Below are 24,885 nucleotides of genomic sequence, written 5' to 3' on the forward strand. Positions count from 1 at the left end.
GATGCTGCGCTCATTCCGAGTCAAGGGCACGAACAGGGCGATTACCCCCCTGCCAAACATGCTCCGGCATGGTCCGCGGGTCCACCGCCTTGACATCCATCCCCCTCAGCGCAGCCGCCACCGGGCGATCGGTCAGGGTTTCGATCCCGAGAAAGATCTTCTCGCGGTGCAGCCGGCGGATACGCCGCACAATACCCACGCTCCAAGCGGCCCCCTCGCCTTCCTTGTAACCCAGCAACTCCCCCAGACTGACCCATTCATTCCCGACCGCATCCAGCGAAACCCCCAGCCCGGTCTGACTGATGTTTTCAATTTCCCACTTGTTGAAAACCTCCTTGGCCAAAGGGGTTTCCTCAGGCCGCACAGAAACCGCCGGGAGTGCCTTATCCTTACGCCGGCTGGTGACAAAACCATAAACCCGCAGATCAGACGCCGAACTGAAGTTGTCTTGAGGCAGCGCCGCGGCCGTCTGCAGTTTCTGTTCATCGGGCTGGCGAATCAGACGATGCAAGGTCCCAAGCCGATGCACCACCTCAATCTTACGGTCACTGACGGCAACCCGCTCGGCGCGTTGAATGCGAACAGGCTTGGCCGCCCACGCGCGACACAATACACGGAAAAGAGCCGCATCCACACCAGGCTCGGCAAGACGGGCCAATTCTGTCGGCATATGCCCTGTTTCAAGCACCGCCAGCCAGCCATGCAGTATTTCGCTAACCTCGGCCGTGCTCCAATAACGGTAAAACCCAGAGCCAAACGTTCCCATGCAACGCGAGGCAGGATGCCCTTCATCCAGCACCACGGCAAAACTAAGGTCGGGGGAAAGCTCGCGAACCAAGGCCATCCGGTTCGAGATCAGGCGAAGTAATTCGTAGGAAAAATTGAGCTGCCGTGGGGTCAAGTTACCACTGGAAAGCAAGGCCAGCATCTGCAGGATGAGAAACTGATCCTGTACGGTCGTACCCTCGTCATGCTCGCCGAAAAGGAATACCGGCGCCGACTCCAGTCCTCGCTCCTCAGCAAAGCGGTAGACGTGATTGACGTTCAGCCAGAAACTTTCCCCAGGCGAGACGCCTTGAAAGAACGACCATCTGGCTGCCTCGCAGAAATAATGCATCATGCGTGCCAGCACCAAGGGCAGCATGGCATAGATACGGCGCTCATCCTCACCGGGAAAGGACGGACTCAGGACCTGTCGGTAAGCATCGAGAAATTCGCGGCCATACCCCAGAATCTGTCCCCGTAACTGCGCTTCCAGAACCTTGGGCATTCTGATGTTCATCAGGTACTGAATACCCAATTGGTAATGAAACTGGGCCGTTTCCCGGTTAAGCGCCAAGACGGCCTCTAGCGTATCTGCAGACGACACCGCGCCATTGCGATTAAGCTCAGCGACAGCTTCCAACACTTTGTCGTGGGATGCGGAACCGTACTCCTGCTTCAGCGATTCAACCCACTCCTTGGCAGAAGTTGCATTGCTTAGCGGATCGATCTTCCTCTTTGAGCCGCGCAAGAAAAAATCCAACATGGTGCCGCCTGTCTTAATAACTTTTTATAGATAACACAACAATTTACGCATAAATAACGCCATCCCAACATCTTCACAGTATCCGCAGGATCGCTCCCAACATGCAAGCGGCACTGGCAAGTAAAACGAAAAAAGCATCCTCCTAGGGATGCTTTTTTTGATCCTGACTGAAGAACCGCAATCGTCAGATCGCCAAATCCTCGAGGTTCTTACCGGCGGCGAGCAGTTCCTGTACCCACAGGGGTTTGCGGCCACGACCAGTCCAGGTCAGCTCAGGGTTTTGCGGATGGCAGTACTTGGCTTCCACCGGCTTGCGCGCCGGACCCACTTTGCCCAGCACCTCTTCCACGCTCAACCCGTACGCACGAGCAAGTTCCACAATCTGTTTTTTAGCTTTGGCTTTTTCTTCGTGCTCACGCCGCTTAATCTCGTTTTCCAGATCGCTCTTGAGGGAAAGCAGATCAGCAAAGCTCAGATTGGAAAGTTCCATTTAGTCATCTCGCTAGTTTGAAAATATATTTCAATTTAGTCATAACCCAAGGATGGGGTCAAGTCTAATTTGAAAATCATCAACTCGGCGATTCCGGCTTAGTCGATGACATAAGGCAGGCCGAGATTCTTAAGGGCATTTTTATATTCCTTTTCTAGAAAGAGGCCAGTTTCCCAACCTGCGAGCTGAGCCACAGCAAGAGCTACTAGCGCACCATGCTGGTCACATCCAGTGTTTACGATCATGCCTATAGCTTGATCGCCCGTTGCAGGGCTATACAAGGAATCCCCGGGACTCGCTTTCACCGGCAATTCGACGCGGAACAGGCGTCTTTTTACCTTTCCAAGATACTGAGTTCTGGCAACAATTTCCTGGCCAGGGTAGCAGCCTTTCTTAAAGCTGATTCCACCCAGCACATCCATATTGATCATTTGGGGAACAAACTGCTCCTGGGTAGGTCTCGTGACCCACGGGATGCCTGCGGCAATATCCAAAAGCGACCATGCCCCAACCCCTACCTGTCGGCATGCTTGCTCAAGACGGCTTTTAAAGGATCCAGAAGCAGATGCATCATAGGACAGCAGCAGATTACCTGCGGGCAAACGGATTATTGCTCCTGACTCATTGGCGATCACATCGTGCGGCTGCGCTGGCACCTCAGTAAAAACATCCTTCAAAACTGCCTCAGCGCCCCCCCTTTACCCCGGCCAGGAGCCACGACTCGGCCAGCACCTCAAGCTTCACTTCGGAGCGAAGTACAAACATGCTCAGGCGGCGGCACAACGCCGTGGCAATATCGGCCGAAACAAGCAAGAAATAATCGCCACGAAATTGCCAAATCAGAAAGTTCCCCAAAACCCTACCCTTGGCATTGGAATAACTACTGTACTGGCTGCGCGACTCGGAGACCTCGCGCAAGTCGCTCGACAACTGCCCCTGGAGAAAGCTTTGTGCATCACGGCCACTTACCCGAATAATGGAAAAATGTGCCATAGAACACTGAGCATTGCCATTACACACGGCTTCAAGCTGCTGCTCAAAATCGTCAGCTACATCTGCACTTAATCCACTCATCACATTCCCTTCCGTTTCTGATTGCTGTTGAGACGGATCGATTCATCAACCGTCGGCGCCTCAAATCCATGAACTCTGTAGCATGATAGATTGGGTCCTCGCGTCACTTATCAAGCATTGGCACCACCGTTGAGCACCATGCAATTCAGACTTGACAAGCGAAAATTAAGCATATATTATACGCCTCCATCAATTCCCTGATAGCTCAGTTGGTAGAGCGACGGACTGTTAATCCGCAGGTCGCAGGTTCGAGCCCTGCTCGGGGAGCCAATTCAGAAAAGCCGCACATTCCTTGTGCGGCTTTTTGTCTTTCTTGCAACCAACACCAAGCCACGCCACCTACGTATCCCTTGCCAAGCACGCAATATAAGGTCGCCCACAGCCCCTACCCATGTTGTTGCAATAACGCTATATTCCCCCATACCAGTACATCTGAATGGCATGCAATGCATGCCAATACCCATAAATCATGTCCTTGCCCTCACCCAGGCGATATCCACTATAGTTGATTACAGCCACTATTTAGCACTTAATACCAAACCATAAACCCACCACCGGAGCCAACCATGCGCCTTATCCAAGAATTTAAAGAATTTGCAATGAGAGGTAATGTCATTGACCTTGCCATTGGCGTGGTTATTGGTGGCGCATTTGGCGCCATCGTCAAATCCCTCGTTGACGACGTCATCATGCCTCCCATTGGGCTGATTCTGGGCAACGTCGATTTCTCCAATTTCTTTTTCGTTCTGAAAGAAGGCAGCAAACAAGCCGGGCCCTATGTCTCAGTGGCCGCCGCCAAGTCGGCAGGGGCCATTACTCTCAACATCGGCTTATTTATCAATGCACTGGTCAGCTTCGGCATCGTCGCCTTCGCCATTTTCATGCTGGTCAAATCGATCAACCGCCTCAAAAAGGAGGAGGTTCCCGCAGCGGCAGAGCCAGCCCCTGTCAAAGACTGCCCTTATTGCTTCTCCAGCATTCCCAGCAAAGCCTCGCGCTGCCCTCACTGCACATCCCAACTAGGCGCCTAGAGACAGATACCCTATGCTCCCCACCAAACGAGCGGGGCATACCCCCTCATTTGCGGACCACGCGCGGTTGACGTAAAATCGGCTCCGTTCTGGGGGAGTAGCCTCAATGCGCCAACGCATTGGCGCGTGTCAACATACTTGGTTTTAACACCATGGCACGCGCGGCCGTAAAGGTTTGGCAAGACCCATGACAGGTTTGCACTTTCAGCAGGGGCTGCAGTGCAGATCGGTCATGGCGTTCTTCGCAGCCCCTTGGAGCCTTTATGGAAGCCCTGCTTCTCTCTACGGGTGTCGTCGCCCTCGCCGAAATCGGCGATAAAACCCAGCTTCTCGCCCTTCTGCTCGCGGCCCGCTACCGCAAACCCATACCCATCATCCTGGGCATTTTGATTGCAACACTTTTTAACCATGCTGCAGCCGCCATGCTCGGCCAGTGGATCACCAACCATGTCGGTACGGAGGTAATGCGCTGGATTCTGAGCGCCTCCTTCATCGGCATGGCAGCCTGGATAATGATCCCGGATAAAATCGATGGAGACACCCGCTTTTTTGAACGGATCGGAATTTTCGGCGCCACCTTCATTGCCTTCTTCCTCGCAGAAATGGGCGACAAGACCCAGATTGCCACCGTCGCGCTGGCCGCCCGTTTCGATGCATTGGCCAGTGTGGTGGCGGGTACCACGATAGGGATGTTGCTAGCCAATGTGCCCGCAGTCCTCTTTGGCGATATGATTGCACGCAAGATTCCGACTCGTGCGGTGCATGGCGTGGCCGCCACCCTGTTTGCCGCTCTGGGCGTCGTTACCCTGCTGCTACCACTGCAATAACAAGAAAGGGAGGCTGGGCCTCCCTTTTTGGCGGGTTTTAAGATTGCTTCAGCAATTCGCCGCCGACAGCATGTCGTTAGGATCGAAGCCCAACCGCAACGCCCCCCAGTGCCGCCCTTGCACCATCACCGGCAGGGCAATTTCGGATAGCACCTCACCTGTATCGCGCACATAAGTCTGCAACAGCATCGGCTGCGTATTTCGGGCGGAGCGTAAGCCCGCCTTATCGTTGAACATTCGCTTGTCGCGGCTCGAGACCAAGTCTTTTTCAGAGTCACCCGTCAACGGGCGAGAATAGAAGCTATTGTGCGTCGGAGCATAGCCGTTGCTGTCCACCATCACGCAGAAGCGACCACCTTTGGAATCCTGAACAGCACGATCATAAATGGGCTGCAACAGAGACTCCAGCTTATTATCGTAGCTGGTATGGTATTTGGGTGGGGTAACCCCTGGAATGGGGCGATACTGCTGATCGAACAGATTGACCCCCTCCCCAGCCAAGCGGCTCAACACCGTCTGCAATTCATCCCGGGTTTGCCGAGCGTTGTTCAGCGCCTTATCAAACACGCCCTCGCCGATAATGAAGCGCGAGACCAGGTCCTGCACCTGCTCGGCGGCACTCGAGAGCACATCAGCCACCCCCTCGGTGTGCAGCAGGCGCTCTGACACGTTCTGGCTTAACTCGTGAATCTGTGCCACATGCAGATTCACTTCACGATTGGTTTCTGCAAATGTTTCCATCGTGTCGGCAATGCCGCGCAGGCTACCTGCAGTCTGCTCGAAGTCGCCCATCATCCTGCCGAACTGCTGAGAGGCTTTCGACACTACTTCTCTGGCCAATTGGGTATCGCTGCTGATTTCGTTGGTTTCCGCCTGCGTTTCCGCCACCAGACTGAGCATGCCGTCAATATTCCCGGAAATCTCGTCGGTTGCTGTTTTCACTCTTTCGGCCAACTTGCGCACTTCATCAGCAACCACGGCGAATCCGCGGCCGGATTCGCCGGCACGGGCAGCCTCGATTGCGGCATTGAGCGCCAGCAGATTAGTCTGGTCGGAAATTTCCTTGATAAGCTCAACGATCGTCTTGATGCTGGCCGAGCGCTGGCTCAAATACTCGACAGTCTGATTGAAATGGCCAACCTTGGTGCTAATGTCGTAGATACGATCAGCCACGGACTTCAGCTCATCAAAAGACACCCGGGCAACGTCAAGATTGCTGAGTGTCGTAGAGGAAATAGCCTGGGTCTGCTCGGTGACTTGATTGATGCCCGAGGTAGTCTGGTTGCTGGCATCGCAAACCTTGGTGGCAAAATCGTCTTGCTGGCGGGCGCTTTCCAGCGATTCGTGGATATTCTTGCGTGTACGGGCAGAATCCATGGCAATCCTGACCGTCATCAGCCTGACGTTGCTGATGATTTCTCTCATCTTGGTCAGAAACCGATTGTAGGATATGGAAAGCTCGCGGATTTCGTCGTAGGTGATAGTCGGAATTTCCCGCGACAAATCCCCCTCTCCCGCACCGATTTCGTTGAAGATCGAAATAGTCATTTTCAGGGGCCGGACGATCAGATAGCGCAGGTACCAGACCATGAAAGCAATAAAGACCAAGCAGATGCCCCACAAGATCAGGGTCCACAAAATGGCACTGTCGATACGCGCTTCCACCAGCGTCAGAATCTCGGCGGAAACCGTATGGCTCTTGTGAATGGCCCGGATATCCTCAAGGACAGAGTAGATATAGCCCACCATCCCCAACTGAAAGGCACTGATAAAGAAGAAGCTGCACAGCTTCTTGGTCAGGCTGTTCCAGAACGTTTTTTCCGTCCAAGAGTACATACTCCAGAACCACTCCATCTGCTGTCTCCCAAGTAATGTGCCACTGGCCTTTATTTTTTCTTTAAAAGCTGAAGTCGATTCTCACCTGAAATGAGAAAAATGACCAGATGGCCGAGTCGTCATTGTTGATTTCTGTCAAACAGGCTCAGAACCTCCTCAACGTCGCCGCCATGCCAGCCAATGTTCGCGACCAGCAAACACGGGAAGCGTCTGCTCCACCCGACTCATGTCAAGCAGGTCAAACCATGGCAAAAGCCATTGCTGCAATTCCTGCAACGTCGAACCAAAAGGTGGGCCCTTCAGGTTATCCCCCAGGAAGAAAAAGCCGGCAAGAACGCCGCCGGGGTGAAGCAGGGTAGCCATTTTCCGTGCATATGCCTCCCTGCTAGCCAGAGGCAAAGCACAAAAAAAGGCTCGCTCGTATATCCAATCGTAATCCTGACGTTCCGGCAGCAAGAAAAAATCGGCTTGCTGGACGCAATCGGCACGGGCACCAAGGCTCGCTCTCGCACGAGCTACGGCCTCCGCACTGAAATCAATCGCATCAACCTCAAAGCCATGCTCAAGCAGCAGCTTGACCTCGTGAGCGCTTCCACACCCCGGAACCAGCACCCTGCTGCCCTCAGGCCAGGCCTCAGCAAATGCCTGGAATGCCGAAGGAATATCGGCGGTATCCCACGGGGTGACCCCCGATGCATAACGGACGTCCCAGAAATCGGGTTCGGCACAATTCTGTTTCATCGCGACTTCCTTGTTTTAGCCTTGGAGCTTATTTCCGCTCTTTGCCGGATCTACCTCGCTGCCAAGCCATTGGGCAGAATCCGCCAGCCAAGCCCTAGCCTCTCCCAGGAGGGCTGCATCAGCCTTACCGGCCAAATGTGCGGCCAAGGCACTGCCAGGCAGATTCATACGTAGCGATCCATCCGACTCAAAACGGAACAGCAGTTTGGTAAATCCTTCGTACCAGGTCATCGCCCACTCCTCGCCATCGACCTCCTGCAGATCCCACCCCTCCCCCAGCAGGCGAGCCCAATCAGCCAGGCGGCGGCGAAGCGGCAATCGCCCCCAGACAGAACGTTTACCATCTGGAGCCAAAGCGCTCCATTGAGCCACCTCCAGGAACGTTCTGAAACAACCTCGGCAGACATTATCACCAAGGGCCGTTGAGCAATGGGCAATACAGGGCGAGTCAGCAGATTCAGACATAGTGAACAGCCATAACCAGACAAGAGCGTTGATAGACTAAAGCAGCCAGCCGCTACCGTCTATGCGACTAGCGTAGAAGAAACCGAAAACCGGTCGAAGAAAAAGAGACTAAGTGACGGCGTCAGAATCGATGAAGCCAATGGGCGGCAGGAGAAGCCGCGCAAAGCCCCGCCAGGAATTCTATAGGCAACAAAAAACCCGGTAGGCACCGGGTCAGACGTTCTTGATGTTCAACACTTTTTAGTTGGTCGGGGTGAGAGGATTCGAACCTCCGACCCTCTGCACCCCATGCAGATGCGCTACCAGGCTGCGCCACACCCCGACTCAAGAGAAACGCATTATAAATGGATTATTACGACTTGCCAATCCCACCGTTCAACCATTCGAGAATCGACTGCAACTCGGCCCGGACAGCCTGGGCAGTCAGCGGCACTGGGCCTGCAGCTTCTTGTCCCAGACGCAGCCTAGCACCGTGAATGGTGAAACCATCGTCGTAGAGCAGACCGCGGATGCGGCGCACCAGCAAAACCTCATGATGCTGGTAGTAGCGACGGTTACCGCGCCGCTTGACTTGGCGCAGCTGGGAGAATTCCTGCTCCCAGTAACGCAGCACATGCGGTTTGACACCGGTCAGTTCACTGACTTCGCCAATCGTAAAATAACGCTTTGGCGGAATCGGCGGCAGTTCTGCCTCAGTTATTGGCATGATGTTGCTCAACCATTCCCTTGAGTTTCTGGCTTGCATGGAAAGTGACCACGCGGCGGGCGGTGATAGGAATTTCCTCGCCGGTCTTGGGGTTACGCCCCGGCCGTTGAGGCTTGTCACGCAGCTGGAAATTGCCGAAGCCGGACAGTTTTACACTGTCACCGGATTCCAGCGCTTGGCGGATCTCTTCGAAGAAAGATTCGACCATGTCCTTGGCTTCACGCTTGTTCAGACCCACCTTGTCAAACAGCAGGTCGGCCAACTCCGCTTTCGTCAAAGTCATGATTACCCCTTAACATACCAAACAAAAATAAAACAAAGCGGCTTCCGCTGCAAGCACACATGGAAGCCCGCCAACACCTCCGACCTGCCCGGTCAGAGGCGCAAGGTCGCCCCATGATTGGCCGACACGGCGTCCAGCAGGCGGCTCACCACCGTCTCGACCTCGGCATCGGTCAGCGTCTTGGTCTGATCCTGCAACACGACACGAAACGCCAGGCTCTTTTTGCCCTCCGGCACGCCTTTGCCGCGGTAAACGTCGAACAGCGCCACTTCGCTGACGATCTCGGTTGCCGCCTGACGGAAACTGGTCAGCATGGCGCCAACTTCTACCTGCTCGTCCACCACCAGCGCCAGGTCCCGGCGTACCGGCTGGAACTTACTGACGGGAGCTGCCTTGACGTGGCGCTGAGCTTCCACGACAGCGTATTCCAGCTCAAAGACCACAGGCGCGGAAGACAGATCGTACTGTTGTACCCATTGCGGATGCAGTTCGCCAATCACCCCGACCAACTGACCGGCCAGGAAGATGTCGGCACAACGACCGGGATGGCAGGCCGGGTGAGTCGCCTTGCGGAACTCGACCGGATGTGGATGAAGCAATGCCTCCACGTCGGCTTTGGCGTCGAAGAAGTCCACCCGCTCGGTCTTGGCCCCCCACTGCTCAGGGAGACGAGAACCCCAGGCAAGGCCGGCGATCTTTTCCGGCTGATTGAAACCTTCGGCCGATTTGTGGAAAGTCCGGGCCACTTCGAATACGCGGACGCGCGACTGCTTGCGGTTGACGTTGCCGACCAGCACATCAACCAGGCCTCCCAAGAGGGTCGAGCGCATTACGCTCATCTGGGCCGCGATCGGGTTGATCAGCTTGACGGGGTCAGGATTGCCCGCGAAGTCGCGCTCCCAGCGCTCATCGACGAAGGCGTAGCTGACCACTTCCTGGTAATCGCGTGCCGCCAGCTGCTGACGGATCAATTCACGCGGCCGGCGCGTTTCCGGCAGCGGCAGCATCTTCATGCGCGAGCGCGGAGCGTCGGACGGGATCGCATCGTAACCGTAGACACGGGCCACTTCCTCGATCAAGTCCTCTTCGATCTCGATGTCGAAACGGAACGCTGGAGGCGCCACGGCGAAGCCCTCAGCCGTGGCATCGAAACTCAGCCCCAGACGGGTGAAGATGTCCGCAATCGAGTCAGGCGCCAGCCCCAGGCCGAGCACCTTGTTGACACGCGCACTACGCACGGCCACAGCCGGGCGCTGCGGCAGCTGCCCCTGCGCTTCGGTCAGCGGCCCGGCTTCGCCACCGCAGATTTCGACGATCAAGGCCGTGGCGCGCTCGATGGCGTCACGCTGCAACTGGAAATCCACCCCGCGTTCGAAGCGATAGGACGAATCGGAACCGAAGCCCAGCTCGCGCGCCTTGCCGGCGATCATGGCCGGAGCAAAGAACGCGCTCTCGAGGAACACATCCTGCGAAGCCGTGGTGACACCACTCTCCAGACCCCCCATGATCCCGGCAATGGCCAGCGGCTTGGCGTCGTCGGCGATCACCAGCAGATTCTCGGTCAGCTCGACTTCCTGCTCGTTCAGGCAAACCAGTTTTTCACCGGCACGAGCCATACGCACGTTGATGGCGCCGTCCAACTTGGCGAGATCGAAGGCGTGCATCGGCTGGCCGAGTTCCAGCAGGATGTAGTTGGTAACATCGACGATGGCCGAGATCGAGCGCAGACCGGAGCGCTCCAGGCGGTGCTTCATCCAGTCCGGCGTCGGAGCCGCGGCATCGACCCCTTTCACCACACGGCCAATATAACGGCCGCAGCCTTGCGGGGCGTCGATGCGTACCGGCACGGTCTGGTCGTGCGCGGGCACCACCGGGGCAATAGCCATCGGCTGCAAGGCACTGTCGGTCAGTGCCGCCACTTCACGAGCCAGGCCCTTGATCGACAGGCAATCGGCGCGGTTCGGAGTGATCTTGAGGGTAAACAGGCTGTCGTCCAGCGACAGGTAGTCGCGAATGCTCGTGCCGACCGGGGCATCGGCCGGCAGTACCAGCAGGCCATCGGCGTCGTCTGGCACACCCAGTTCCTTGCCGGAGCACAGCATGCCACCTGACTCGACACCACGCATCTTGGTCGCTTTGATCTTGAAATCGCCCGGCAGAACAGCGCCCGGCAAGGCACACGGCACTTTCAGGCCGACGGCTACGTTCGGCGCACCACAGACGATCTGGATCAGCTCGCCGGTGCCGGCATCGACTTTGGTCACGCGAAGACGGTCGGCATTCTCGTGCTTGACGACTTCCTTGACTTCGGCGATCACCACGCCGCTGAAGGCCGGCGCAGCTGCGTTGACTTCTTCGACCTCCAGGCCGGCCATGGTCAACAGGTAGGAAAGCTCGTCGGTGCTCAGGGACGGATTGACCCAGCTACGCAGCCATTGTTCGGAAAATTGCATCGTAAGTATTCCCCTGCCCGCTATCAGTTGAACTGTTTGAGGAAGTTGAGATCGTTCTCGAAGAACAGGCGCAGGTCGTTGACGCCGTAGCGCAGCATGGCAAAACGGTCCAGACCGATACCGAAGGCGAAGCCAGTGTACTTCTCCGGGTCGATATTGACGTTCCTCAGCACATTCGGGTGCACCATACCGCAGCCCCCAACCTCGAGCCAGCCGCGTTCACCCAGCACGTCGATTTCGGCCGACGGCTCAGTGAAAGGGAAGAATGACGGGCGGAAGCGTACTTGCAAATCGTCTCGCTCGAAGAAACGGCGCAGGAAGTCAGTGACAGTGGCCTTGAGGTCCGCAAAGCTGACATCCTGATCGACCCACAAGCCTTCCATCTGGTGGAACATCGGCGAATGGGTGGCATCGGAATCGACACGGTACACGCGACCCGGCGCCACGATCTTGATCGGCGGCTCGTTGTTCAGCATGTAACGCACCTGGATCGGCGAGGTGTGGGTACGCAGCACATCGCCACCTTCAACGTAGAAGGTGTCCTGCATGGCTCGTGCCGGATGATTTTCCGGGATATTCAGCGCCTGGAAATTGTGGAAGTCAGTCTCGATTTCCGGACCATCGGCCACTTCGAACCCCATGCTGCGGAACAGCGTGGCAATGCGTTCCAGCGTCAGCGTCACCGGATGCAGCCCGCCGACGGAGCTACCTCGCCCCGGCAAGGTCACATCCAGCGATTCGGCTGCCAGCTGGCGCGCCAGCTTGTCGGCATTGATGAGGTCGCGGCGCTCGTTGTGACGGGCCTCGAAGGCTTGCTTGGCGGCATTGATCGCCGCACCGGCCGCCTTGCGCTCTTCAGCCGGCAATTTGCCTAGCTGCTTGAGCAACTCGGTCAGTTCGCCACTTTTGCCAAGGTAGCGCGCCTTGACCTGTTCCAGTTCCACCAGATCCTGCACCGCGTCCAGCGCGGACAGCCCCGACTCGAGAATCGTGTCGACATTGTTCATGTAGCTCACACCGTATGCGTAAGAAAGCTGGCCAGACCGGATGGTCGTCAGGCGGTCTGGTCAGCCATCTCGAAAAGCATGTAAAAAAAGGGAGGCATCACTGCCTCCCTTTTGATCGTCCAGCGATTAAGCGAGGCTTGCTTTCGCTTTTTCAACGATCTGGGCAAAAGCAGGCTTATCGAACACGGCCAAGTCGGCCAGAACCTTGCGGTCGATTTCGATGGCAGCCTTTTTCAGACCGTTCATGAACTTGCTGTAGGACAGGCCGAGTTCACGTGCACCGGCGTTGATACGAGCGATCCACAGCTGGCGGAACTGGCGCTTTTTCTGGCGACGGTCACGGTAAGCGTACTGACCGGCTTTCATCACCGCCTGTTTGGCGATGCGATAGACGTTCTTGCGACGGCCGCGATAGCCTTTCGCCAGAGCAAGGATTTTCTTGTGACGAGCGCGAGCGGTTACACCGCGTTTAACACGAGGCATTGATCAAACTCCTTAAGCGTAGGGCATCATTGCACGAACGGACGCCATGTTGCTCGCATCCACCATGGTGGTGCCACGCAGCTGGCGTTTGTTCTTGGTGGTTTTCTTGGTCAGAATGTGACGCTTGAACGCCATAGAGCGCTTTACACCACCACCACCCAATACGTTGAGGCGTTTTTTCGCGCTCGACTTGGTCTTCATCTTCGGCATGGAAAACTCCTGCTGAATTTCTTTAGATCCGACGCACGGTGATCTTTCGATGCTTGCAAACCGTAACGTCCCGCTTTTTGTTGCAGCACCGGAGCGCCACAAAATCAACACGGCAGGCGAACCTGCCGTGTCAAACCGCTGATTATACCCGATTATTTCTTTTTCGGGGCAATCATCATTACCATCTGGCGACCTTCCAGGCGCGGAAACTGCTCGACCGTGCCAACTTCAGCCAGATCCGCCTCGACCCGCTTGAGCAGGGCCAGGCCGATATCCTGGTGAGCCATTTCACGACCGCGGAAACGCAGCGTTACCTTGGCCTTGTCACCGTCGCTCAGGAAGCGAACCAGGTTGCGCAGCTTGACGCCATAGTCACCGTCGTCGGTACCCGGACGGAACTTGACTTCCTTGATCTGCACCTGCTTCTGCTTGAGCTTGGCCTCGTGACGCTTCTTGGACTGCTCGTACTTGAACTTGCCATAGTCCATCAGCTTGCAGACAGGCGGCTGAGCGGTCGGAGAAATCTCGACCAGATCGATGTCCAGCTCCTCGGCCGCTGCCATTGCCTCACGCAGACTCACGATGCCGAGCTGCTCGCCTTCCTTACCTACCAGACGGATCTCGCGGGCGGTAATTTCGCCGTTGATCCGTGCTTCACGTTCCTGAGCTATAGCCAAATCTCCTATTAATTGTTCATCAAGCCCGACACCGCGTCACTGAGGCATCTCGGCCTTCAGGCGTGCCACGAAGTCGTCCAGCGTCAGCTGGCCCAAATCTTCGCCACGAGCACGAACGGCAATCAGACCGTCTGCTTTTTCCTTGTCGCCCACAATAATCTGGTACGGCAGTTTTTGCAGACTGTGTTCGCGGATTTTATAGCTGATCTTTTCATTCCTCAAGTCGAGCTCGACGCGGAAGCCTTGTTTTTTCAGCGTTTGCACCACAGAGGCTGCATAATCAGCCTGCGCTTCGGTGATATTCATCACCACCATCTGCACCGGCGCCAGCCACAACGGGAAGGCCCCGGCGTGGTTCTCGATCAGGATACCGAGGAAGCGTTCCAGCGATCCCAGGATGGCTCGGTGCAACATTACCGGACGCTTGCGGCTGTTATCTTCCGCCACGTACTCGGCCCCCAGGCGCTCCGGCAGCACATAGTCGAGCTGCAGGGTACCACACTGCCAGGACCGGCCAAGCGCGTCTTTGATGTGGTATTCGATTTTCGGACCGTAGAACGCGCCCTCACCCGGCAGCTCTTCCCATTCGATACCGCACGCACGCAGCGCTTCGCGCAGGCCGTTCTCGGCACGATCCCATGCCTCCAGGGTGCCGGAGTACTTCTCGGGCCGCAGCGACAGCTTGACCGAAACATTGTCAAAACCAAACTGGCGGTAGACACGCATGGTCAGTTCATTGAAAGCCTTGGCCTCATCAATGATCTGCTCTTCGGTACAGAAGATGTGCGCGTCATCCTGAACGAAACCACGCACGCGCATGATGCCGTGCAAGGCACCGGACGGTTCGTTGCGATGGCAGGCACCGAATTCGGCATAGCGCAACGGCAGATCACGATAGGAGCGCAAACCCTGATTGAACACCTGGACGTGCCCCGGACAGTTCATTGGCTTGACGGCGTAGTCGCGTTTCTCCGACTCGGTGGTGAACATATTCTCGCGGTAGTTCTCCCAGTGACCGGATTTTTCCCACAGGATACGGTCCATCACCATCGGTGTACGGATTTCCTGATAACCGGCCTCGGTCAGGGTGGCTCGCATGTATTGCTCCACCGACTGCCACAACTGCCACCCCTTGGGATGCCAGAACACCATACCCGGCGCCTCATCCTGCAGATGGAACAGGTCGAGCTGTTTGCCCAGCTTGCGATGGTCGCGCTTCTCAGCCTCCTCCAGCATGTAGAGGTACTGCGCCAGGTCTTCCTTCTTGGCCCAGGCAGTACCGTAGACACGCTGCAGCATCTCGTTCTTGCTGTCGCCACGCCAGTAGGCACCCGCCACCTTCATCAGCTTGAACACCTTGAGCTTGCCGGTGGACGGCACGTGAGGGCCGCGGCAGAGGTCGGTGAAATCACCTTCGCGGTACAGCGACAGCACCTCTCCCTGCGGGATCGATTCGATGATCTCGGCCTTGTAGTGCTCGCCAATCGACTTGAAGTAGGCAATAGCCTCGTCGCGGGGCAGCTCGTAGCGCTCGACCGGGATATCTTTTTTGGCCAACTCCCCCATCTTCTTCTCGATGGCAACAAGGTCTTCGGGGGTGAACGGGCGCTTGTAGCTGAAGTCGTAGTAGAAACCGTTTTCGATTTCCGGGCCGATCGTCACCTGCGCCTCGGGGAACAGCTCCTTGACGGCGTAGGCCAGCAAGTGCGCTGTGGAGTGACGAATAATGGAGAGACCATCGGCATCCTTGTCGGTGATAATGGCCAGATCTGCATCACGGTCGATCACATGACTAGTATCAACAAGTCGGCCGTCGACACGGCCTGCCAGCGAGGCACGCGCCAGACCGGTACCGATGGAGGCAGCGACCTCATGCACGGAAACCGGTTTATCGAAGGAACGGACAGAGCCGTCGGGCAGGCGAATATCAGGCATGTGAACTCCAACGCAGTATGGCCGGGCAAGGCGCGATCAGATTCGGAAAAACAAAAAAAGTGCGGCCAAAGCCGCACTTTTTTGCATGGAACATCCCGCAAGGCGCGACTAGCGCGAATAACGGGTGATGGTAGTTCGGAAAGCCATTTCCGGGAATGCTCCAATGCTGAATTTTGGTAGGCACGATTGGATTCGAACCAACGACCCCCACCATGTCAAGGTGGTGCTCTAACCAACTGAGCTACGTGCCTGTCGTCGAGGAGTGCATAATACTCACTGCAGCTACCCTTGGCAAGCCCCTAACAGCAAAAATTCGTGAGACAGACCGCTTCGGGTATACTAGCGCGCTGATTTTACTATGCAAACCTTATTTACATGCTGAAGTTTACCGTACACAAAACGTCCGGCGGCGCCCGCCGGGGGACGCTGGAACTGAACCACGGCACGGTAGAGACCCCGGTTTTCCAACCGGTGGGGACCTACGGCTCGGTCAAGGCGATGAGCCCGGTCGAACTGGGCGACATCGGCGCGCAGATCATCCTGGGCAACACCTTCCACCTCTGGTTGCGCCCCGGCCTCGAAGTCATCCAACAATTTGGCGGGCTGCACGACTTTATTGGCTGGAACAAGCCGATTCTGACCGACTCCGGCGGCTTCCAGGTGTTCAGCCTGGGGGCGCTGAACAAAATCACCGAGGAAGGCGTGACCTTCCAGAGCCCGGTCAACGGCGACAAGCTGTTCCTGTCGCCGGAAAAATCGATGGAAATCCAGAAGGTGCTGAACTCGGACATCGTGATGATCTTCGACGAATGCACCCCGGGCCAGGTTGACCACAACACCGCCGCCAAGTCGATGCGCATGAGCCTGCGCTGGGCGGAACGTTCCCGCCGCGCTTTCGACGACCTGAAGAACCCCAACGCGCTGTTCGGCATCGTGCAGGGCAACCTTTATACCGATTTGCGCCGCGAATCTCTCGAAGGCTTGATGGAGATCGGTTTCGACGGCTACGCCATCGGAGGCTTGTCAGTCGGCGAGCCCAAACCCGAAATGTACCGCATGCTGGCAGAAATGAAGGACATGCTGCCCGCCGACAAGCCGCACTACCTGATGGGCGTGGGCACCCCGGAAGACCTGGTGCACGGGGTAGCCAACGGTGTGGACATGTTCGACTGCGTGATGCCGACACGCAATGCGCGCAATGGCTGGCTGTTCACCCAGTGGGGCGACGTGAAGATCAAGAACGCGCGCTACAAGGACGACAAGAAACCGCTGGACGAGACGTGCGGCTGCTACGCTTGCCGCAACTTCAGCCGCGCCTATCTTCACCACCTGCATCGGGTCGGCGAAATCCTAGGAGCGCGCCTCAACACCATCCATAACCTGTATTACTACCAGCAATTGATGGCGGAAATGCGCCAGGCCATCGAGGAGGACCGCTTCCCGGCGTTCCAGGTCGATTTTGCCCAGCGCCGAGCACGCGGAGCCGATTGAGGCGATGGAACCAGGACTTCAGACCAGGGTCATACCGGGTTTGCACTGCCACCACGGTTGGAAAAGCAACACGGCGTGGCTACAATGGCCCGCTTCGGATACTGATAGACAACAAACATAAGGGAGTTAACACGATGTTCATCACCCCCGCATTCGCTGCCGGCACCGCTCCGGGCGGTTTCGACCTAATGGGCTTCCTGCCGATGGTCGTGATTTTCGCGCTGTTCTGGTTCCTGCTGGTACGCCCGCAGCAGAAGCGCGCCAAGGAACAGCAAAGAATGCTGTCCGAAATTGCCAAGGGCGACGAGGTGGTGACCCAAGGGGGTATCGTGGGCCGCGTAACCAAGGCCGGCGAGCAGTACCTGTCGGTGGAAATCGCCAACGGCGTGGAAGTCCAGATCCAGCGTGGCGCGGTATCGGCCAAACTGGAAAAGGGCACCATCAAGTCCCTGTAATACACCCGGGCCGCCTGAACGGGCGGCCATTTCCCTTCTGCCAGACTCTCGCACATGAACCGCTATCCACTCTGGAAATACTTCATCATCGTGGTAGCGCTGGTCGTCTCGACGATCTATACGCTGCCCAATTTCTTCGGCGAAACCCCTGCCGTCCAGATTTCCAGCTCGCGTCAGTCCATTCCGGTGGACACCGCGCTGATGGGCCGCGTCGAAGCCGCGCTGACTGCCCAGCACATTACCCCGGACGGCCTGTTCCTGGACGGCAATAGCCTGAAGGTCCGTTTCCACGACCCGGACACCCAGATCAAGGGGCGCGACGCCATCCAGCAGGCGCTGGGTGACAACTACATCATCGCGCTCAACCTGCTGGCGGCGTCGCCCGACTGGCTCACCAAGCTCAAGGCCTATCCGATGTTCCTGGGGCTGGACTTGCGCGGCGGCGTTCACTTCCTGCTCGAAGTGGACATGAAGGCGGCCACCGACAAGACCATGGAGCGCTACGCCGGCGATATCCGTCGCGAATTCAAGGACAAGAAGGTCCGCTACGGTGCCATCAAGCGCAACGGCAACACGCTGGAAGTGCAATTGCGTGACGCAGCCACGCTGAAGGCGGCCGAGGACGCCGTGGCCCGTGCCCTGCCTTCCCTGAGCTTTACCAGCGACGACAACAGCTACAAGCTGAGCCTGACGCTGAAGCCGGAGGAGATCACCCGCATCCAGAGCGATGCGGTGAAGCAGAACATCACCACGCTGCACAACCGTGTCAACGAACTGGGTGTCGCCGAACCGATCATCCAGCAATCCGGCGCCAACCGCATCGTGGTACAGCTGCCGGGCGTGCAGGACACCGCCAAGGCCAAGGATATTCTGGGTCGTACCGCCACGCTGGAAGTGCGCATGGTGTCCGACGATCAGAGCATGGTGGCCGAGGCACTGGCCGGCAACGTACCGGGTGGCTACGAACTACTGGACGAGTTGACCCCGCGCGGCCCGCAGAAAATCCTGGTAAGCAAAGAGGTCGAGCTGACCGGCGACAACATCAACGACGCCCAACCGGGCTTCGATGAGAACGGCACGCCGGCGGTGCACATCAACCTCGACTCCACCGGGGCCTCGATCTTCCGCCAGGTGACGGCAGAGAACATCGGCAAGCGCATGGCGATGGTGCTGGTGGAAAAAGGCCGCGCCGAAGTGGTGACCGCACCGGTGATCCGCAGCGAGATCGGCGGCGGCCGGGTGCAGATTTCCGGCAGCATGAACGCCGCCGAAGCCAACGATACCGCGCTGCTGCTGCGCGCCGGCTCGCTGGCCGCCCCGATGAACATCATCGAGGAGCGCACCGTCGGCCCGAGCCTGGGCAAGGAGAACATCGAGAAGGGCTTCCACTCCACGCTGTGGGGTTTTGCCGTCATCGCCGTGTTCATGCTGATCTACTACCGCGTGTTCGGCCTGATCTCGGCGCTGTCGCTGGGGGTGAACCTGTTCATGCTGGTGGCGGTGCTGTCGATGCTACAGGCGACGCTGACCCTGCCCGGCATCGCAGCCATCGCACTGACGCTGGGCATGGCGATCGACGCCAACGTGCTGATCAACGAGCGCATCCGCGAGGAGCTGCGTAACGGCGTGCCGCCGCACTCCGCGATCCAGGCCGGTTACCAGCATGCCTGGGCCACGATTCTCGACTCCAACATCACCACGCTGATCGCCGGCCTCGCGCTCTTGATCTTCGGTTCGGGCCCGGTGCGCGGCTTTGCCGTGGTGCATTGCCTGGGGATTATGACCTCGATGTTCTCGGCGGTCCTGGTGTCGCGCGGCTTCGTCAACCTGTGGTACGGCCGCAAGCGGCGCCTGGCCACGGTGTCGATCGGCCAGGTCTGGAAACCTGAATCGTAAGAACCCACGATCTCTTGCGAACGATCCTCAGCGGGGCGAAGCAGGCGGCAAATCAAATGGACATGTTGCCCATTTGATTTTCAAACCGAAGCCGAACCCCGCTCGGGGATGGCGCAGCAGATCGTGAACCGGTTCCAGGCGGGCGGCCAAGCCGCTCGCCCTTACCTCTAGAGGACGCAATGGAGCTTTTCCGCATCAAACGGGACATCCCGTTCATGAGCTACGGCAGGCTCACCACGACCATCTCGCTGGTGACCTTCCTGCTGGCCGTATTCTTTCTGTTCGCCAAGGGCCTGAACTTCAGCGTGGAATTCACCGGCGGCACGGTGATGGAAGTGCAGTACCGGCAGGCGGCCAACCTGAACGACATCCGCGACCGCGTCGACGCCCTCAAGTTCGGCGAGGCCACGGTGCAGAGCTTGGGCACGTCGCGCGACGTGTTGATCCGCCTGCCTAGCCGCCAGGGCGTAAGCTCGGCGCAGCTGTCCGAGCGTGTGATGGGCACCCTCAAGGCGGCCGACCCGGCGGTGGAACTGCGCAAGGTCGAGTTCGTCGGCCCGAGCGTGGGCGAGGAGCTGGTCACCCATGGCCTGACCGCGGTGATCATCGTGTGCCTGGGCATCATGCTGTACCTGGCGCTGCGCTTCGAATGGCGCTTTGCCGTGGCGGCCATCATCGCCAACATGCACGACGTGGTGATCATCCTGGGTTGCTTCGCCTTCTTCCAGTGGGAGTTCAGCCTCACCGTGCTGGCCGGCGTACTGGCGGTTCTGGGTTACTCGGTGAACGAGTCGGTGGTGGTGTTCGACCGTATCCGGGAGAACTTCCGCAAGGCCGCGATGCGCAACAAGAACGTGTCCGAGATCATCGACAACGCCATTACCGCGACGATGAGCCGCACCTTGATCACGCACGGTTGTACCGAGGCGATGGTGCTGTCGATGTTGGTCTTCGGCGGCCCGGCGCTGCACGGTTTCGCCATCGCGCTGACCATCGGCATCGTATTCGGCATCTATTCCTCGGTGCTGGTGGCGAGCCCGATCGCCTTGTGGCTGGGCGTGGCGCGCGAGCACATGATCAAGCCGCAGAAACCCAAGGACGAAGCGGTAGTCTGATCACTGCACTGGCCGGCCTGTCCGGCCAGTTTCTTTGCGATGCCCGATCGCCACCGGCGTGTAGCTCGCCCTCCCTCTTGCTCGCCGTCTCAACGGCTTCGGCCAACCTCCTGTACAATGAACGCCATGGAAGCCCTTCAATTTCTGCTCGATTTCGTGCTACACATCGACCGCCACCTGGCGGTGCTGGTGGCGCAGTACGGCCCGTGGATCTACCTGATCCTGTTCCTGATCGTGTTCTGCGAGACCGGCCTGGTGGTGACGCCGGTGCTGCCCGGGGACTCGCTGCTGTTCGTCGCCGGCACCCTGGCTGCCACCGGCGGCATGAACGCGCACGCGCTGGTGGCGACGCTGATCGCGGCGGCGGTGCTGGGCGACAGTGTCAACTACACCATCGGTCGCCGTCTGGGACTGTCGCTGATGGCGCGCTTTCCGCGCCTGCTCAAGCAACAATACCTCGACAAGACCCATGCTTTCTATGAGCGCCACGGCGGCAAGACCATCATCCTGGCCCGCTTCGTGCCGATCGTGCGCACCTTCGCGCCGTTCGTGGCCGGGGCCGGCGCGATGAGCTATCGCCGCTTCTTCGCCTACAACATCATCGGCGGCGTGCTGTGGGTGGCCAGCTTCACCTACGCCGGCTACCTGTTCGGCAACCTGCCGGTGGTGAAAAGCAACCTGGAATACCTGATCTTCGGCATCATCTTCGTCTCGCTACTGCCGGGCCTCATCGAAATCTGGCGCCACAAGCGCCCGGCACGCAAGACAGCATGAAGCGCATCCATGCCCTGCCCGACCACCTGGTCAACCAGATCGCCGCCGGCGAGGTGGTGGAACGTCCCGCCTCGGCGCTGAAGGAAATGCTGGAAAACAGCCTGGACGCTAGAGCCGACAGGATCACCGTCGATCTCGCCCAAGGCGGCATCAAGCTGATCCGCGTCACCGACAACGGCGGCGGCATCGTGCCGGACGACCTTCCCTTGGCGCTCGACCGCCACGCCACCAGCAAGATCGCCTCGCTCGCCGACCTGGAAAGCGTCGCCACGCTGGGCTTTCGCGGCGAGGGCTTGGCCAGTATCGCCTCGGTATCGCGGCTGACGCTGATCAGCCGCCCGCACGACGAGGCGCACGCGCACCAGATCATCGCCATCGACGGTGCGCTGCACCCGGTGGAGCCGGCGGCGCACGTGCCGGGCACCAGTGTCGAAGTGGTCGATCTTTATTTCAACACCCCGGCGCGGCGCAAGTTCCTCAAGAGTGAGAACACCGAGTACGCCCACTGCGCGGCGACCTTCGAGCGCATCGCGCTGGCCCATCCGCAGGTGGAGTTCCTGCTACGCCACAACGGCAAGGTAGTATGGCGCCTGCCGGCTCAGTCCCTGGCCGAGCGCGTCGGTGCGTTGCTGGGCAAGGATTTCGTCGAGGCCGCGTTGCCGCTGGAAACTAACGCCGGAGGCTTGCAACTGACGGGGTTCGTGGCCAGCCCGACCTATTCCAAGGCCAGCCGCGACGCCCAGTACTTCTACGTCAACGGCCGCTTCGTACGCGACAAGACCGCACAGCACGCCCTGCGCCAGGCCTACCGCGACGTACTGCACCACGACCGCCATCCGGCCTACGCCCTGTTCCTGACCATTGATCCGGCCGGGGTGGACGTCAACGTCCACCCGACCAAGATCGAGGTGCGCTTCCGCGAATCGCAGGCCATCCATCAGTTCCTGTTCCACAGCGTCAACAAAGCCCTGGCGGCCACCACGGCCGGGGCGGTCCCCGCCGTGGCCCTGGCAGAAGGGGTCGCCACCCCGTCTTCGGCCAACCTTTCCGGCGCCAGCCCGGCACCAGCCGGGCTGTTCGCCACCAGTCAAACCGGCAATGGCCGCACCCCAGTGCAGAGCTACCGCTACGAGCAGCAGAGCATTCCGCTCGGCGTGGCGCGCGAGGCGATCGGGGTATACGACGCGATGTTCTCCGGGCTGCGCGAGGAAGAACGCCAGGCCGACACCCGCCCGGCAGGACCGCTGCCGTCGCCGCTGCCTGCCACCACGCTGGCCACCCTGCCCGACAGCGACGACGGCATCCCTCCGCTCGGCTTCGCCCTGGCGCAACTGCATGGAGTCTACATCCTGAGCCAGTGCCAGGAAGGCCTGATCGTGGTCGACATGCACGCCGCGCACGAGCGCATCGTCTACGAACGGCTGAAGAACGCGCTGGAAGCCGACAGCATCCCGATGCAGCCTTTGCTGCTGCCGGTGTCGTTCGCCGCCGACCGCATGGAAGCGGCCACAGTGCACGAGCACGGCGAGGAGATGAAGCGGCTCGGCGTCGAGCTGGCGCCGCTCTCCCCCACCCAGATCGCCGTGCGCGGCGTGCCGGTGTGGCTGAAGGACGGCAATCCGGTCGAGCTGGCGCGCGCGGTGCTGAAGGACGTGCGCGAATTCGGCCTGACGCGGGTGCTCACCGAGCGCCGCAACGAGCTCCTGGCCACCATGGCCTGTCACGGCGCGGTGCGCGCCAACCGCCAGCTGACGCTGGCCGAGATGAACGCGCTACTGCGCGACATGGAAGCCACCGAACGCTCCGGCCAGTGCAACCACGGCCGCCCGACCTGGAGCCGGCTGACCATGAAGGACCTCGACAACCTGTTCATGCGCGGGCGCTGACGGCGGCCCGCTCGGCCAAGGTTGGCCGAAGCCCGCAGCGGTGCGACAATGCCGCCTTTATCCCTGCCCGCCACGCCATGTCACAGCACACCTTCTTCTGGCACGACTACGAGACCTTCGGCACCGTGCCGCGCCAGGATCGTCCAGCGCAGTTCGCCGGCATCCGCACCGATGCCGAGCTGAACGAGATCGGCGAACCGGTCATGCTGTATTGCCGGCCCAGCCCGGACTACCTGCCCTCCCCCGAGGCCTGCCTGCTCACCGGCATCACCCCGCAGCTGTGTCAGCAACACGGCGTGGCCGAGCACGAATTCGCCGGCGTGATCGAGCGCGAGCTGGCCACGCCGGGCACCATCGGGGTCGGCTACAACTCGCTGCGCTTCGACGACGAAGTCACCCGCTTCCTGTTCTGGCGCAATCTGATCGACCCCTACGCGCGCGAGTGGCAGAACCAGTGCGGGCGATGGGATCTGCTCGACCTGGTGCGCGCCACCTACGCGCTGCGCCCCGAAGGCATCGCGTGGCCCAAGCACGATACCGGCCTGCCGAGCTTCAAGCTCGAGCACCTGTCCGCCGCCAACGGCCTGGCACACGAGGCCGCGCACGATGCGCTGTCAGACGTGCGCGCCACCATCGCGCTGGCACGGCTGATCCGCCAGCGCCAGCCCAAGCTGTTCGAGTTCCACCTCGGCCTGCGCAAGAAGGACGCGGTACGCCACCAACTCAGCCTGCACGCCCCGCGCCCGCTGCTGCACGTCTCCGGCATGTACGGTGCCGAGCGCGGCAACCTGGCGGTGGTCTGGCCGCTGGCCGAACACCCGAGCAACAAGAATGAAGTGATCGTCTGGGACCTGGCTTACGACCCCGCCGAATTGCGCGGACTCGGCCCGGACACGATCCGCCAGCGCCTGTTCAATCGCAGCGACGAGCTGCCCGAAGGTGTCAGCCGATTACCGATCAAGACCATCCACATCAACAAATCGCCATTCGTCGTGAGCAACCTGCGCGTTCTGAGTGATGAACGTGCCGATCACTGGGGCATCGATCTCGACGCCATTAATCGCCACGCCGAGACCGCGCAAGCCCTGCCGAACCTGACCTCGGTCTGGCGCAAGGTCTACCAGCGCGAGACCGGCGCACCCGCCGACGTGGATGAAAACCTCTACGGCGGCTTCGTTTCCAACAATGACCGCCGCGAACTCACCCGGCTGCGCACGCTGTCGGCGGTGCAACTCGCCGGCGAACGCCCGGCCTTCGACGATGCACAACTCTCCGAGCAACTGTTCCGTTACCGTGCCCGCAACTTTCCGGCCTCGCTGTCGGCCGCCGAGCGGGAGCGCTGGCAGAGCTGGTGCCGCAGCAAGCTGATCGACGGAGCCATCCCCGGCCGCCACCGCGCCCAGTGCCTGGAGGAGATTGCCACGCTGGAAGCGACGGCTGACGCGCGTGGCCAGACGCTACTGGCGGCGATCCGCCAGTTTGTCGACGAAACCGCCCCAGTCTGAGAACGGCCCCCATTAGG

The 24,885-nt window shown here is 59.2% G+C and carries 24 protein-coding genes, 3 tRNA genes, 1 pseudogene and 1 riboswitch; of the genes and pseudogenes, 10 read left to right on the forward strand and 18 right to left on the reverse strand.

Annotated features, from left to right (window positions below; genetic code table 11):
- Positions 1–10: 10 nt before the first annotated feature.
- The 4 genes from ABKF58_RS19480 to ABKF58_RS19495 all read right to left on the reverse strand — a co-directional run bounded on the left by ABKF58_RS19480 (position 11) and on the right by ABKF58_RS19495 (position 3,092).
- Positions 11–1,528: a hypothetical protein gene (locus tag ABKF58_RS19480; RefSeq protein WP_482582865.1), complete on the reverse strand. Its 1,518-nt coding sequence runs from the start codon at positions 1,526–1,528 to the stop codon at positions 11–13.
- A 184-nt stretch (positions 1,529–1,712) separates the two neighbouring features.
- Positions 1,713–2,018 carry an H-NS histone family protein gene (locus tag ABKF58_RS19485; protein ID WP_008955123.1) on the reverse strand — a complete coding sequence of 102 codons (306 nt, stop codon included), beginning with the start codon at positions 2,016–2,018 and terminating at the stop codon, positions 1,713–1,715.
- Between the two features lie 98 nt (positions 2,019–2,116).
- Complete coding sequence (gene ygfZ, locus ABKF58_RS19490; RefSeq protein WP_482582866.1) at positions 2,117–2,695, reverse strand: CAF17-like 4Fe-4S cluster assembly/insertion protein YgfZ; 579 nt, start codon at positions 2,693–2,695, stop codon at positions 2,117–2,119.
- Between the two features lie 7 nt (positions 2,696–2,702).
- The gene (locus ABKF58_RS19495) at positions 2,703–3,092 is read right to left on the reverse strand and encodes a YgfZ/GcvT domain-containing protein (RefSeq protein ID WP_482582867.1); all 390 of its coding nucleotides are present in this window, start codon (positions 3,090–3,092) and stop codon (positions 2,703–2,705) included.
- A 194-nt stretch (positions 3,093–3,286) separates the two neighbouring features.
- Here ABKF58_RS19495 and ABKF58_RS19500 point away from each other — a divergent pair.
- From ABKF58_RS19500 to ABKF58_RS19510, 3 genes are all read left to right on the forward strand, one after another.
- Positions 3,287–3,362: transfer RNA gene (locus tag ABKF58_RS19500), tRNA-Asn, on the forward strand.
- A 296-nt stretch (positions 3,363–3,658) separates the two neighbouring features.
- On the forward strand, positions 3,659–4,123 hold the full coding sequence (mscL, locus tag ABKF58_RS19505; protein WP_008955125.1) for a large-conductance mechanosensitive channel protein MscL: 465 nt from the start codon (positions 3,659–3,661) through the stop codon (positions 4,121–4,123).
- Between the two features lie 92 nt (positions 4,124–4,215).
- Positions 4,216–4,377, forward strand: a riboswitch (yybP-ykoY riboswitch).
- A 9-nt stretch (positions 4,378–4,386) separates the two neighbouring features.
- A complete protein-coding gene (locus ABKF58_RS19510) occupies positions 4,387–4,950 on the forward strand; it encodes a TMEM165/GDT1 family protein (RefSeq protein WP_482582868.1) in 564 nt (187 codons plus the stop codon).
- Positions 4,951–4,998: 48 nt separating this feature from the next.
- Here ABKF58_RS19510 and ABKF58_RS19515 read toward each other — a convergent pair whose 3' ends face one another.
- The 14 genes and pseudogenes from ABKF58_RS19515 to ABKF58_RS19580 all read right to left on the reverse strand — a co-directional run bounded on the left by ABKF58_RS19515 (position 4,999) and on the right by ABKF58_RS19580 (position 15,997).
- Complete coding sequence (locus tag ABKF58_RS19515) at positions 4,999–6,804, reverse strand: methyl-accepting chemotaxis protein (protein ID WP_482582869.1); 1,806 nt, start codon at positions 6,802–6,804, stop codon at positions 4,999–5,001.
- Positions 6,805–6,942: 138 nt separating this feature from the next.
- Positions 6,943–7,527, reverse strand: coding sequence for a methyltransferase (locus ABKF58_RS19520; RefSeq protein WP_482582870.1), 585 nt, complete (start codon positions 7,525–7,527; stop codon positions 6,943–6,945).
- A gap of 15 nt (positions 7,528–7,542) precedes the next feature.
- Positions 7,543–7,758 carry a hypothetical protein gene (locus ABKF58_RS19525; RefSeq protein WP_482584422.1) on the reverse strand — a complete coding sequence of 72 codons (216 nt, stop codon included), beginning with the start codon at positions 7,756–7,758 and terminating at the stop codon, positions 7,543–7,545.
- 132 nt (positions 7,759–7,890) lie between these two features.
- Positions 7,891–7,992 (reverse strand): annotated as a pseudogene (locus tag ABKF58_RS19530) (DUF1289 domain-containing protein); the annotation flags it as partial.
- A 245-nt stretch (positions 7,993–8,237) separates the two neighbouring features.
- Positions 8,238–8,314: transfer RNA gene (locus ABKF58_RS19535), tRNA-Pro, on the reverse strand.
- 30 nt (positions 8,315–8,344) lie between these two features.
- Positions 8,345–8,710 (reverse strand): MerR family transcriptional regulator, encoded by a 366-nt coding sequence (locus ABKF58_RS19540; RefSeq protein ID WP_232503539.1) that lies wholly within the window; start codon positions 8,708–8,710, stop codon positions 8,345–8,347.
- On the reverse strand, positions 8,685–8,981 hold the full coding sequence (locus tag ABKF58_RS19545) for an integration host factor subunit alpha (RefSeq protein ID WP_008955131.1): 297 nt from the start codon (positions 8,979–8,981) through the stop codon (positions 8,685–8,687). The genes ABKF58_RS19540 and ABKF58_RS19545 overlap by 26 nt, the downstream gene beginning before the upstream one ends.
- Positions 8,982–9,073: 92 nt before the next feature.
- Positions 9,074–11,434, reverse strand: a complete 2,361-nt coding sequence (gene pheT, locus ABKF58_RS19550; protein WP_482582871.1) for a phenylalanine--tRNA ligase subunit beta — start codon at positions 11,432–11,434, stop codon at positions 9,074–9,076.
- 23 nt (positions 11,435–11,457) lie between these two features.
- Positions 11,458–12,441, reverse strand: coding sequence for a phenylalanine--tRNA ligase subunit alpha (pheS, locus tag ABKF58_RS19555; protein ID WP_008955133.1), 984 nt, complete (start codon positions 12,439–12,441; stop codon positions 11,458–11,460).
- A 126-nt stretch (positions 12,442–12,567) separates the two neighbouring features.
- Complete coding sequence (gene rplT, locus ABKF58_RS19560) at positions 12,568–12,924, reverse strand: 50S ribosomal protein L20 (RefSeq protein ID WP_008955134.1); 357 nt, start codon at positions 12,922–12,924, stop codon at positions 12,568–12,570.
- A 12-nt stretch (positions 12,925–12,936) separates the two neighbouring features.
- Positions 12,937–13,134 (reverse strand): 50S ribosomal protein L35, encoded by a 198-nt coding sequence (gene rpmI, locus ABKF58_RS19565; protein ID WP_008955135.1) that lies wholly within the window; start codon positions 13,132–13,134, stop codon positions 12,937–12,939.
- 152 nt (positions 13,135–13,286) lie between these two features.
- On the reverse strand, positions 13,287–13,811 hold the full coding sequence (gene infC / locus ABKF58_RS19570) for a translation initiation factor IF-3 (RefSeq protein ID WP_008955136.1): 525 nt from the start codon (positions 13,809–13,811) through the stop codon (positions 13,287–13,289).
- A 36-nt stretch (positions 13,812–13,847) separates the two neighbouring features.
- Complete coding sequence (thrS, locus tag ABKF58_RS19575; RefSeq protein WP_482582872.1) at positions 13,848–15,746, reverse strand: threonine--tRNA ligase; 1,899 nt, start codon at positions 15,744–15,746, stop codon at positions 13,848–13,850.
- A gap of 174 nt (positions 15,747–15,920) precedes the next feature.
- Positions 15,921–15,997: transfer RNA gene (locus tag ABKF58_RS19580), tRNA-Val, on the reverse strand.
- A gap of 124 nt (positions 15,998–16,121) precedes the next feature.
- On the opposite strand from ABKF58_RS19580, the gene tgt reads away from it, so the two are divergent.
- The 7 genes from tgt to sbcB all read left to right on the forward strand — a co-directional run bounded on the left by tgt (position 16,122) and on the right by sbcB (position 24,868).
- Positions 16,122–17,237 (forward strand): tRNA guanosine(34) transglycosylase Tgt, encoded by a 1,116-nt coding sequence (gene tgt / locus ABKF58_RS19585; RefSeq protein WP_482582873.1) that lies wholly within the window; start codon positions 16,122–16,124, stop codon positions 17,235–17,237.
- Positions 17,238–17,371: 134 nt separating this feature from the next.
- Positions 17,372–17,692, forward strand: coding sequence for a preprotein translocase subunit YajC (yajC, locus tag ABKF58_RS19590; RefSeq protein WP_008955139.1), 321 nt, complete (start codon positions 17,372–17,374; stop codon positions 17,690–17,692).
- Between the two features lie 54 nt (positions 17,693–17,746).
- On the forward strand, positions 17,747–19,588 hold the full coding sequence (secD, locus tag ABKF58_RS19595; RefSeq protein WP_482582874.1) for a protein translocase subunit SecD: 1,842 nt from the start codon (positions 17,747–17,749) through the stop codon (positions 19,586–19,588).
- Positions 19,589–19,767: 179 nt separating this feature from the next.
- Positions 19,768–20,703, forward strand: coding sequence for a protein translocase subunit SecF (gene secF / locus ABKF58_RS19600; protein WP_008955141.1), 936 nt, complete (start codon positions 19,768–19,770; stop codon positions 20,701–20,703).
- Between the two features lie 117 nt (positions 20,704–20,820).
- Positions 20,821–21,477 carry a DedA family protein gene (locus ABKF58_RS19605; RefSeq protein ID WP_482582875.1) on the forward strand — a complete coding sequence of 219 codons (657 nt, stop codon included), beginning with the start codon at positions 20,821–20,823 and terminating at the stop codon, positions 21,475–21,477.
- Complete coding sequence (gene mutL / locus ABKF58_RS19610) at positions 21,474–23,363, forward strand: DNA mismatch repair endonuclease MutL (RefSeq protein ID WP_482582876.1); 1,890 nt, start codon at positions 21,474–21,476, stop codon at positions 23,361–23,363. Before ABKF58_RS19605 ends, mutL begins: the two co-directional genes overlap by 4 nt.
- A 77-nt stretch (positions 23,364–23,440) precedes the next feature.
- Positions 23,441–24,868, forward strand: a complete 1,428-nt coding sequence (sbcB, locus tag ABKF58_RS19615; protein ID WP_482582877.1) for an exodeoxyribonuclease I — start codon at positions 23,441–23,443, stop codon at positions 24,866–24,868.
- Positions 24,869–24,885 lie beyond the last annotated feature (17 nt).

The sequence above is a fragment of the Pseudogulbenkiania sp. AW2-16 genome (assembly GCF_056824575.1).

Coding starts and splice junctions, on each gene's coding strand:
- ABKF58_RS19480 (WP_482582865.1), bottom strand. CDS start 1,528: ATGTTGGATTTTTTCTTGCGCGGCTCAAAGAGGAAGATCGATCCGCTA.
- ABKF58_RS19485 (WP_008955123.1), bottom strand. CDS start 2,018: ATGGAACTTTCCAATCTGAGCTTTGCTGATCTGCTTTCCCTCAAGAGC.
- ABKF58_RS19495 (WP_482582867.1), bottom strand. CDS start 3,092: ATGAGTGGATTAAGTGCAGATGTAGCTGACGATTTTGAGCAGCAGCTT.
- mscL (WP_008955125.1), top strand. CDS start 3,659: ATGCGCCTTATCCAAGAATTTAAAGAATTTGCAATGAGAGGTAATGTC.
- ABKF58_RS19510 (WP_482582868.1), top strand. CDS start 4,387: ATGGAAGCCCTGCTTCTCTCTACGGGTGTCGTCGCCCTCGCCGAAATC.
- ABKF58_RS19515 (WP_482582869.1), bottom strand. CDS start 6,804: ATGGAGTGGTTCTGGAGTATGTACTCTTGGACGGAAAAAACGTTCTGG.
- ABKF58_RS19520 (WP_482582870.1), bottom strand. CDS start 7,527: ATGAAACAGAATTGTGCCGAACCCGATTTCTGGGACGTCCGTTATGCA.
- ABKF58_RS19525 (WP_482584422.1), bottom strand. CDS start 7,758: ATGACCTGGTACGAAGGATTTACCAAACTGCTGTTCCGTTTTGAGTCG.
- ABKF58_RS19545 (WP_008955131.1), bottom strand. CDS start 8,981: ATGACTTTGACGAAAGCGGAGTTGGCCGACCTGCTGTTTGACAAGGTG.
- pheT (WP_482582871.1), bottom strand. CDS start 11,434: ATGCAATTTTCCGAACAATGGCTGCGTAGCTGGGTCAATCCGTCCCTG.
- pheS (WP_008955133.1), bottom strand. CDS start 12,441: ATGAACAATGTCGACACGATTCTCGAGTCGGGGCTGTCCGCGCTGGAC.
- rplT (WP_008955134.1), bottom strand. CDS start 12,924: ATGCCTCGTGTTAAACGCGGTGTAACCGCTCGCGCTCGTCACAAGAAA.
- rpmI (WP_008955135.1), bottom strand. CDS start 13,134: ATGCCGAAGATGAAGACCAAGTCGAGCGCGAAAAAACGCCTCAACGTA.
- thrS (WP_482582872.1), bottom strand. CDS start 15,746: ATGCCTGATATTCGCCTGCCCGACGGCTCTGTCCGTTCCTTCGATAAA.
- tgt (WP_482582873.1), top strand. CDS start 16,122: ATGCTGAAGTTTACCGTACACAAAACGTCCGGCGGCGCCCGCCGGGGG.
- yajC (WP_008955139.1), top strand. CDS start 17,372: ATGTTCATCACCCCCGCATTCGCTGCCGGCACCGCTCCGGGCGGTTTC.
- secD (WP_482582874.1), top strand. CDS start 17,747: ATGAACCGCTATCCACTCTGGAAATACTTCATCATCGTGGTAGCGCTG.
- secF (WP_008955141.1), top strand. CDS start 19,768: ATGGAGCTTTTCCGCATCAAACGGGACATCCCGTTCATGAGCTACGGC.
- ABKF58_RS19605 (WP_482582875.1), top strand. CDS start 20,821: ATGAACGCCATGGAAGCCCTTCAATTTCTGCTCGATTTCGTGCTACAC.
- mutL (WP_482582876.1), top strand. CDS start 21,474: ATGAAGCGCATCCATGCCCTGCCCGACCACCTGGTCAACCAGATCGCC.
- sbcB (WP_482582877.1), top strand. CDS start 23,441: ATGTCACAGCACACCTTCTTCTGGCACGACTACGAGACCTTCGGCACC.